The sequence below is a fragment of the Roseateles sp. genome, from assembly GCF_036404855.1.
GTDB lineage: Bacteria > Pseudomonadota > Gammaproteobacteria > Burkholderiales > Burkholderiaceae_C > Pelomonas.
The window spans coordinates 1-7,944 of record NZ_DASWYS010000131.1; the positions used below are offsets into that span (position 1 = coordinate 1).

Genomic DNA, 7,944 nt, shown 5'->3' on the forward strand with positions numbered 1-7,944 from the left:
TTCGCGCCCGGCTACCGGGAGCGGCAATGGGTCGGGAACTGCGTGGCCGTCGGGCTGTCGGCGGGGTTCCTGGAGCCGCTGGAGGCCACGGGGCTCGTCCTGGTCGAGGCGGCGGTCGGCATGATCGCCGAGATGCTGCCGCACAGCGGCCCCATCGCCGCGCCGGCGCGGCGCTTCAACGAGCTGATGACGGCCCGCTTCGAGAACATCATCGCCTTCTTGAAGCTGCACTACGCGTTGAGCGGGCGCCCCGAGCCCTTCTGGCGCGACAACGCCGCGTCAGGCTCCATCCCTGCGCGACTGGCCGGGCTGCTGGAGGAATGGAAGCTGCGCCCGCCGGGTCGGTTCGACTTCGTGCTGGACACCGAAACCTTCGCCTTCTTCAACTACCAGTACATCCTCTATGGCATGGGCTTCGTCACCGAGCTCGGCGCCGGCCGCGACGACTTCCCGCGCCTGGACGAGGCGGGCAAGGTCTTCGCCAAGATCCAGCGCTTCGCCGAACGCGCGGCGGCCGAACTGCCCAGCCACCGCGCGCTGATCCAGCAGATCAACGCGGGACGCTGAGGTCGCTGCGGCCGTCTTCGGCCTGGGGCAGTTCCTGGGGATCGGGATGCTCGCGCAGCAGCGTGTTGAGCTGGTCGATCTGCACGCACCAGTCGCCGTCGTCGGCCTGCCACTGCTCGCGCAGAAAGGCGACCTGGCCGGCGTTCCAGAACGGTGCCTCCGACAGGTTGAGGGTCTGCGGCAGCGGCCGGTGCCGGCGGATGAACTGCCGTATCTCGGCCGGCGTATCCGGCAGTCCCAACTGCGCGAAGAGCTCGGGCAGCTCGTGGTGGGTGGTGGTGTCCATGGTGTGTCCTTCCGCAGCGTTCCGTGAGGTCTCGCCACCTTAGGCGTCGTGCCCGCCGGGCGGTGTCGGCGGGGGCCGCGTCCGGCCCCGCGGCGTTGTCAGCCAAGGCCCACAGCCCCCGCTGCCGCTTCGCTGACAGACGGCCTTCCGGGGCGGGCCTAGGGTCGGGCATGAAGACCCTAGGAGCCTGTCGATGACCTGGAGTGAACTGCTTGCCCGTGCCGAGGGTGCCTGGCCCGACTTGGGCTGGATCGACGTGCTGCCCGCGGTGCTGGCCGGCCTGCTGACCATCCTCGTCATCAAAGCCGGTCTGCGCCTGCTGGTGCAGCGCCTGCGCGCGCTGTCCACGCACACCCAAAGCGCGCTGGATGACCACCTCGTCAGCGTGCTGGAGCGCACCCACGTCGCGCTGATCTGGGTGGTGGGCCTGCTCGTGGGCCTGAGCCTGCTGCCGCTGGACGACCGCTGGCATGGGCGGGTGGCCCAGCTCTGGTTCGCCGTCATGGCCTTGCAGCTGGGCCTGTGGGCCCAGCAGGCCGTCGCGGACCTGCTGGCGGCGCACCAACTGCGCCACGGCGGCAGCGGCACGCTGTCGGCCTCGGCCACGCTGATCGGCTGGGGCCTGCGTGGCGCGCTGTGGGTGGTGGTGGTGCTGGCCGTGCTGTCCAACCTGGGCGTCAACATCACGGCTTTCATCGCATCTCTGGGTATCGGCGGCATCGCGCTGGCACTGGCGGTGCAGAACATCCTCGGCGACCTGTTCGCATCGCTGGCCATCGCGGTGGACAAGCCCTTCGAGGTGGGCGACTCCATCACCGTCGGCGACGTGACCGGCACCGTCGAGCGCGTGGGCCTGAAGACGACGCGAATCCGCAGCCTGGGCGGCGAGCAGATCGTCATGTCCAACGCCGAGCTGCTCAAGCGCACGGTGGCCAACTTCAAGCGTCTGCAGACGCGTCGCGTGCTGTTCAGCTTCGGCATTGCGTACGGGGCCACAGCCGACGAGGTAGCCGCCGTGCCCCCGCTCGTGAAGGCGCTCATCGACGAGGACCCGCTGCTCGAACTCGTGCGTGCCCACTTCAAGGGCTTTGGCGACAACGCACTGAACTTCGAGGTCGTGTACCGCGTCAAGGACCCGAGCTACGACGTCTACATGGACCGTCAGCAGGCGCTCAACCTGGCGCTGATGCGCGAGCTGCAGCAGCGCGGCATCCGCTTCGCGGTGCCGCCCCGCACGGTGAACGTGGTCGGTCTGCAGGCTGCGCCGGACGGGCCGGTCATCGCGCCGTCGGCCGGCTGACGCCATGGCGCCTGCCCTTGCGCCGGGCCCGGAGCTGCTGACGGCGGTGGTCGCGGCATTGGTGCTGATCGCCATCGCGGGCGCGCTCTACACGCACCGCCTGGGCCTGTCGCACCTGCTCGTCTTCATGGCGGTGGGCATGCTGGCCGGCGTGGACGGCCCGCTGGGCCTGCCCTTTGACAGCCACCGCCTGGCGGTCAACGTCGGCAACCTGGCCGTGGCCCTCATCCTTTTCGACGGCGGCCTGCGCACGCGCTGGCCCGAGGTGCGTCGCGGCTTGCTGCCGGCCAGCCTGCTGGCGACCGTGGGCGTGGCGGCCACGGCCGTCATCGTCGCCGGCATCGCGCGGCTGCTGCTGGACCTGCCCTGGGCCGGCGGGCTGCTGCTCGGCGCGGCCGTGTCGTCCACCGATGCCGCGGCCGTGTTTGCGCAGTTCAGCGCCAGCCGGTTGAAGCTGGCGCCGCGCCTGGGTGCCACCATCGAGGTCGAGTCGGCGATGAACGACCCCATGGCCATGGTGCTGACGCTGGGCCTCATCGCCTGGTTGACGCCGCTGGGCCAGACGGGCGACATGCGCGTGGCGGGGCTGGCGGACCTGCTGTGGCTGCTGGGCGAGCAGCTGGGCCTGGGCCTGACGCTGGGCGTGGCCGGCGGGCTGCTGGCCGCGTGGTGGGTGCGGCGCCTGCCCATCGCCGACGACCACGACGGCCTGGCAGCGCTGCTGCTGGCAGCCCTCGGGTTCTTGCTCTTCGCGGTCACCAACCGCAGCGGCGGTTCGGGCTTCCTGGCCGTCTACATCGCCGGCCTGCTGGTGCGACACCGCGCCGAGCGCGTCGCTGCGCTGGGCCTGCCGGGGCTGAACGGCTACACGTGGCTGGCCCAGGCGGTGCTCTTCCTGCTGCTGGGCCTGCTCGTCACGCCCCACGAGGTCTGGCGCCTCATCGGCCCGGCCCTGCTGGTGGCCGCCGGACTGATGTTCATCGCGCGGCCCGCGGCGGTGCTGCTGTGCCTGGCGCCGCTGGGCTTCGACTGGCGCTCGCAGTGCTTCGTGGCGTGGTCGGGCCTGCGGGGTGCCGTGCCCATCGTGCTGGCTATCTACCCGGTGCTGGCCGGCCTGCCCGACGGGTGGCGCTGCTTTGACGTGGCTTTCGTCGTCGTGCTGCTGTCGCTGCTCATCCAGGGCCCGACGCTGGCGCCCCTGGCGCGCTGGCTGGGACTGAACCAGCCCTAGCCCACCGGCGCCAGCAGGTTGGCGTCGCGCGCCAGTCGCCAGCGGCCGCCGTCCTTGCGCAGCACCGTCAACGTGTGGCCCTCGCGGCGCGTCGGCGGCGAGCCGTCCGGCAGCGTGACGGTGACGGTGAGCCGGCTGCGCATGAAGGCCCAGCCGCCCATCAGCTGGATCTCCAGGATCTCGCTGTGGCCATCGAAGCGGGGTCCCTTGCCGCCGGCCTGCGGGCTCGCCGCCTTGGCGAAGTCGGCCTTGGTCATGGGCGGGCGGCCGGGCGTCAGAAAGAGGGCGTCGTCGGCCATCAGGTCGAGCACGGCGGCCACGTCGCCATTGCGGCTGGCGTCCATCCAGGTCGCGACGAGGTCGCGTATCGCCTGTTCATCGCTGGGCATGCGAATACCTTAGTGCGCCGCGCGGCGCATGCTGTTTCAGGTTGTGCACGCCAGCGAGTCCGCCTGCGTGACAAGGCTGCCCGGCGCCACGCTCCGCGTCAGCCAGACATTGCCGCCGATGACGGCGCCGCGGCCGATGGTGACGCGGCCCAGCACGGTGGCGCCGGCATAGATGACGACCTCATCCTCGACGACCGGGTGGCGCGGCTGGCCCTTGACCGCCAGGCCGTCGCTGTCCGTGGGGATGCTCTTGGCGCCCAGTGTGACGTTTTGGTAGATGCGCACGCGCTCGCCGATGACGGCCGTCTCCCCGATGACGACGCCGGTGCCGTGGTCGATGAAACAGCCGCTGCCGATGGTGGCGCCGGGGTGGATGTCGATGCCGGTTTCGGCGTGGGCCAGCTCGGCGATGACGCGGGCAATCAGCGGCAGGCCGAGCTGGTAGAGCTCATGGGCCAGCCGATGGCTGATCAGCGCGCGCAGACCCGGGTAGCACAGCAGCACCTCGTCAACGCTGCGTGCCGCCGGGTCGCCGCGGTAGGCAGCGAGCACGTCACTGTCCAGCAGCTCGCGCACGCCGGGCAGGGTGCGCAGGAAGCGGGCGGCCAGCTCGGCGGCATCGCCGGTGGGTTCGAGCTCGCCGCGCTGACGGGCGTCGTGGCGCAGCTCCAGCGCGGCCTGGTGGCGCAGCGTCGTCAGCGCGCTGCCCAGGGTGTGGCCAACGTAGAAATCTTCGTCCTCGGGCTGCAGCGTCGGCGGGCCCAGGCGCATCGGGAAGAGGGCGCCCGACAGGGCCTGCACCATGCCCGCCAGCAGTTCGCGCGAGGGCAGCTCGCGGCCGTCGCCCCCGCGTCGGTGCTCCTCGCGCCAGCGTCTGCGCACGCCGCGCAACGCTTCGACAGCAGACTGCAGTTCATCGCCGGGCGCTGGCGTCGACGCGGGGGTGGGGGCGGCGGCTGGGGTCATGGGATTTGAGTATAGGAATCCACCCGCAATGCCCACGCGGCCAGGGTTTGGTCTGCATAGTTCACGCCCGGCTCGCGCGGCGCCGTCACGCCGGACTGGCATCGCCCGAAGATGCGCGGACAGGAGTTCTTGCCGTGCTGCGCCGTCTGTTTCTTGCCCTTGCCCTCGTTGCGGCCGCCCTGCCGCCCGCCGCTCGGGCCACCGAGCTGACCCCGCTCGAGACCCGCTGGCTACAGGGCATCGCGCCCGTCGTGGCTCATGCCCGTGAACGGCTCGGGCTGCCGGTCGATGTCGTTGTGCAGCCCCAGGATGCCCCCGGCCTGGCACCTCTGGCGCTGGGGTTCGTCGAAGGGCGCTGCAAGCTGGTGCTGTCGATGCGCGGCAACCCCCTGGCCCAGCGCCAGCTCGACGGCATCGAGCCGGCGCTGCTCGGACCGGCGCTGGAGCTGATGACCGCCCACGAGCTGGGGCACTGCCGCCGCTATCTGGACGGCGCCTGGTACGGCGTGCCGGCCGGCTTCGTCGCGCCCCATGCACCTCAGGGCCTCGCACCCGACCTGCAGCGCGCCTGGCTGGACATGCGTTCCACCCGCCGCGAGGAGGCGTATGGCGACCTCGTCGGCCTGGCGTGGACGCGCGAACACCATCCCGGCCTCTATGGCCGGCTGCATGCCTGGCTCACGGCCCAGCGCTCGACGGACCTGATCCCGGGCAGCCATCACGACACGCTGGACTGGCTGACGCTTGCCAGCGACCCGGCGGCACTGGCGGCATCGACGATGTTCGAGGCCGCCGACAGGCTCTGGGCGCGCGGATTGAAGGACTGAACGCTGGGGACCGGGTTTCCGGTGAACAGAGATTCAAGACCGTCAGCCGATGCGCTCGACCTGGAAGCATTGACGCTGGTCCGGCTTCAAGGCCAGATCGGTACATTGACGACCAGTTCACAGCATTGTTTTCAGCCCCCAACCATGCGTCCATGCTCCAGTACCTGACCCTGCCCGTCACGCCCTTCCAGCAGAACTGCTCCATCGTCTGGTGCGACGTCACGTTGGACGCCGCCATCATCGACCCCGGCGGCGAGCTGCCGCGCCTGCTGGCGGCCGTGCGCGAGCGCGGCCTGCACCTGAAGGCCATCTGGCTGACCCACGCCCACATCGACCATGCCGGCGGGACGGGCCAACTGGCTCGAGAGCAAGGCCTGCCCATCATCGGGCCGCATCCGGGCGACCAGTTCTGGATCGACGGCCTGGCGCAGCAGAGCAAGATGTTCGGCTTCCCCCCGGCCGAGGGCTTCACGCCGGACCGCTGGCTGCACGATGGCGACACGGTGCAGATCGGCCAGGAGACCCTGGCCGTGCGCCATTGCCCTGGCCATACGCCGGGCCATGTCGTCTTCCACTCGGCCTCGGCCCAGCGGGCATTCGTCGGCGACGTGCTGTTCGCCGGCAGCATCGGCCGCACCGATTTCCCCGGCGGCAACCACCAGCAGCTGCTCGATGCCATCCGCCAGCGGCTTTGGCCGATGGGCGATGACACGATCTTCATTCCGGGCCACGGCCCTGAAAGCAGCATCGGAAGGGAGCGTCTCGGCAATCCCTATGTTGCTGATGGCATTTGAGCGACGGTCCGCCGTAATTCGTTCACAAGCACATCCAGCAACATTTACGCCCAGGTCCAAACGTGCTCTCCTACGCTTTGATGATGGCTCGCAAGGGCGGGCCGAGGAGTGCTTCGATGTGGATGTCCGAATTTGTACCGTCGGGCCAGGTCCCCGGCTCCCGTCCTCGCGAACGCCGTGCTGCGGCTTCGCTGTCCAGTCAATGGTTGGGTTTGGTGCTGGAGGAGCTCGACCATGGCGTCGTGCTGCTCAATGGTGCCGGCCGTGTGTTGCACGCCAACCTGGCGGCGCGCGCCTCGCTGGATGACAACCACCCGCTGGAACTGGTCGGCCAGCACCTGCGCGCGCGGTTGCTGACCGACGCCGTGCCGCTGGCCGAAGCGCTGGAGGGCGCGGAGGCGAGCGGGCGGCGCTGCCTGCTGCGCCTGGGCGACGAGCGCGCCGAATGCGGCCGAGCCAACGTGGTGGTCGTGCCGCTCAACCGTGACGTCAGCCAGGCCGCCGTGCTGCTGATTCTGGAGCGCCGCCAACTCTGCGGCGACCTCGCCGCGCAGTGGTTCGCGCTGCGCTACCAGCTGACGCCGGCCGAGACCGAGGTGCTGAAGGCCCTGTCCAACGGCGTGAAGCCCACCGAAGTGGCGCAGCGCCAGGGCGTGGCCATCTCGACGGTGCGCAGCCAGATCCAGAGCATCCGCGCCAAGAGCGGCGCCGACAGCATCGGCGAACTGATGCGTCAGCTTGCACTGTTGCCGCCGCTGGTGTCGTCGCTGCGGCCGGCCAAGCTGGTCAACTGACGTGAACTAACATTCGGCGCGCCGACGGGCCTCTTGCCCGCGGCGCTGTCCGGATGGCTGACGAATCCCTTGACAACGAACTTCAAGCCCTGCCGCCGTCGCTGCGGTTGCTGGCGGCACGCGGCATGGCGCGCAGCTACCGCAAGGGCGTCGTGCTGATCGAGGAAGGCTCGATCGGCGACAACCTCTATCTGATCCTCGCGGGCTCGCTGCGCGCCTACAGCAGCGATGCGCGCGGGCGCGAGATCACCTACGGCGTCTATGGCCCCGGCGAGTACGTCGGCGAGATGAGTCTGGACGGCGGGCCGCGCTCGGCCAGCGTCATCACCGAGTCGGGCAGCCGCCTCGTGATGGTCACTCGCGCCAGCCTGCTGACCCATATCAGTGAGCACCCGGAGTTCGCCTTCGAGCTTCTGACCAAGGTCATCCGCCGCGCGCGGGCGGCCACGCTGTCGACCAAGCAACTGGCGCTGAACGACGTTTACGGCCGACTGAAGAACCTCATCGACGAGTCCACCGGCGACGGCCGCCACCTGGCGCTGACCCACCAGGGGATGGCCCAGCGCCTGGGCTGCTCGCGCGAGATGGTGTCCAAGCTCGTCAAGGACCTGGAGCTGGGCGGCTATCTGCGTCGCGTTGCGGCCGGCGAATACCAGCGGCTGAAGACCCTGCCCGCCCGTTGGTGACGCGCGTCGGCGTCCCGCGCCTCAGCCGTTCGAGGGCTGAGCTGCCTTGAGCGGCGGCGCGACCGGGAAGCGCTTGTCCGGTCGCGGCGCCCGGGCGTAGAGCC

The 7,944-nt window shown here is 70.2% G+C and carries 10 protein-coding genes; 7 read left to right on the forward strand and 3 right to left on the reverse strand.

The features are described from left to right. Positions 1-567, forward strand: a 567-nt coding sequence (locus VGF12_RS08865; protein ID WP_331175674.1) for a tryptophan 7-halogenase, incomplete at its 5' end; no start/stop codon positions are given. Here the strand turns inward: VGF12_RS08865 and VGF12_RS08870 are convergent. Next, positions 551-853 carry a DUF2789 domain-containing protein gene (locus tag VGF12_RS08870; RefSeq protein WP_331175675.1) on the reverse strand — a complete coding sequence of 101 codons (303 nt, stop codon included), beginning with the start codon at positions 851-853 and terminating at the stop codon, positions 551-553. The two genes, VGF12_RS08865 and VGF12_RS08870, sit on opposite strands and share 17 nt — an antisense overlap. A 193-nt stretch (positions 854-1,046) precedes the next feature. Here VGF12_RS08870 and VGF12_RS08875 point away from each other — a divergent pair, with 193 nt between their 5' ends. Together VGF12_RS08875 and VGF12_RS08880 are read left to right on the forward strand one after the other, a co-directional pair. Next, positions 1,047-2,153, forward strand: a complete 1,107-nt coding sequence (locus VGF12_RS08875) for a mechanosensitive ion channel family protein (protein ID WP_331175676.1) — start codon at positions 1,047-1,049, stop codon at positions 2,151-2,153. A 4-nt stretch (positions 2,154-2,157) separates the two neighbouring features. Next, on the forward strand, positions 2,158-3,384 hold the full coding sequence (locus tag VGF12_RS08880; protein WP_331175677.1) for a potassium/proton antiporter: 1,227 nt from the start codon (positions 2,158-2,160) through the stop codon (positions 3,382-3,384). Here VGF12_RS08880 and VGF12_RS08885 read toward each other — a convergent pair. Both VGF12_RS08885 and epsC read right to left on the reverse strand, forming a co-directional pair. Further along, positions 3,381-3,773: a nuclear transport factor 2 family protein gene (locus VGF12_RS08885; protein WP_331175678.1), complete on the reverse strand. Its 393-nt coding sequence runs from the start codon at positions 3,771-3,773 to the stop codon at positions 3,381-3,383. The genes VGF12_RS08880 and VGF12_RS08885 overlap by 4 nt on opposite strands. Before the next feature lie 36 nt (positions 3,774-3,809). Next, entirely contained in the window at positions 3,810-4,739 is a 930-nt protein-coding gene (gene epsC, locus VGF12_RS08890; RefSeq protein ID WP_331175679.1) for a serine O-acetyltransferase EpsC, read from the reverse strand. Between the two features lie 134 nt (positions 4,740-4,873). On the opposite strand from epsC, the gene VGF12_RS08895 reads away from it, so the two are divergent. From VGF12_RS08895 to VGF12_RS08910, 4 genes are all read left to right on the forward strand, one after another. Further along, the gene (locus tag VGF12_RS08895) at positions 4,874-5,566 is read left to right on the forward strand and encodes a hypothetical protein (RefSeq protein ID WP_331175680.1); all 693 of its coding nucleotides are present in this window, start codon (positions 4,874-4,876) and stop codon (positions 5,564-5,566) included. A 152-nt stretch (positions 5,567-5,718) separates the two neighbouring features. Continuing rightward, positions 5,719-6,360, forward strand: a complete 642-nt coding sequence (locus VGF12_RS08900) for an MBL fold metallo-hydrolase (protein ID WP_331175681.1) — start codon at positions 5,719-5,721, stop codon at positions 6,358-6,360. A gap of 116 nt (positions 6,361-6,476) precedes the next feature. Continuing rightward, positions 6,477-7,154, forward strand: a complete 678-nt coding sequence (locus tag VGF12_RS08905) for a helix-turn-helix transcriptional regulator (RefSeq protein ID WP_331175682.1) — start codon at positions 6,477-6,479, stop codon at positions 7,152-7,154. 53 nt (positions 7,155-7,207) lie between these two features. After that, entirely contained in the window at positions 7,208-7,840 is a 633-nt protein-coding gene (locus tag VGF12_RS08910) for a Crp/Fnr family transcriptional regulator (RefSeq protein ID WP_331175683.1), read from the forward strand. The last annotated feature ends 104 nt before the right edge of the window (positions 7,841-7,944 follow it).

What these genes read in the sequence shown, in the direction of transcription:
- VGF12_RS08870 (WP_331175675.1), bottom strand. Translation starts at nt 853, where the DNA reads ATGGACACCACCACCCACCACGAGCTGCCCGAGCTCTTCGCGCAGTTG.
- VGF12_RS08875 (WP_331175676.1), top strand. Translation starts at nt 1,047, where the DNA reads ATGACCTGGAGTGAACTGCTTGCCCGTGCCGAGGGTGCCTGGCCCGAC.
- VGF12_RS08880 (WP_331175677.1), top strand. Translation starts at nt 2,158, where the DNA reads ATGGCGCCTGCCCTTGCGCCGGGCCCGGAGCTGCTGACGGCGGTGGTC.
- VGF12_RS08885 (WP_331175678.1), bottom strand. Translation starts at nt 3,773, where the DNA reads ATGCCCAGCGATGAACAGGCGATACGCGACCTCGTCGCGACCTGGATG.
- epsC (WP_331175679.1), bottom strand. Translation starts at nt 4,739, where the DNA reads ATGACCCCAGCCGCCGCCCCCACCCCCGCGTCGACGCCAGCGCCCGGC.
- VGF12_RS08900 (WP_331175681.1), top strand. Translation starts at nt 5,719, where the DNA reads ATGCTCCAGTACCTGACCCTGCCCGTCACGCCCTTCCAGCAGAACTGC.
- VGF12_RS08905 (WP_331175682.1), top strand. Translation starts at nt 6,477, where the DNA reads ATGTGGATGTCCGAATTTGTACCGTCGGGCCAGGTCCCCGGCTCCCGT.
- VGF12_RS08910 (WP_331175683.1), top strand. Translation starts at nt 7,208, where the DNA reads ATGGCTGACGAATCCCTTGACAACGAACTTCAAGCCCTGCCGCCGTCG.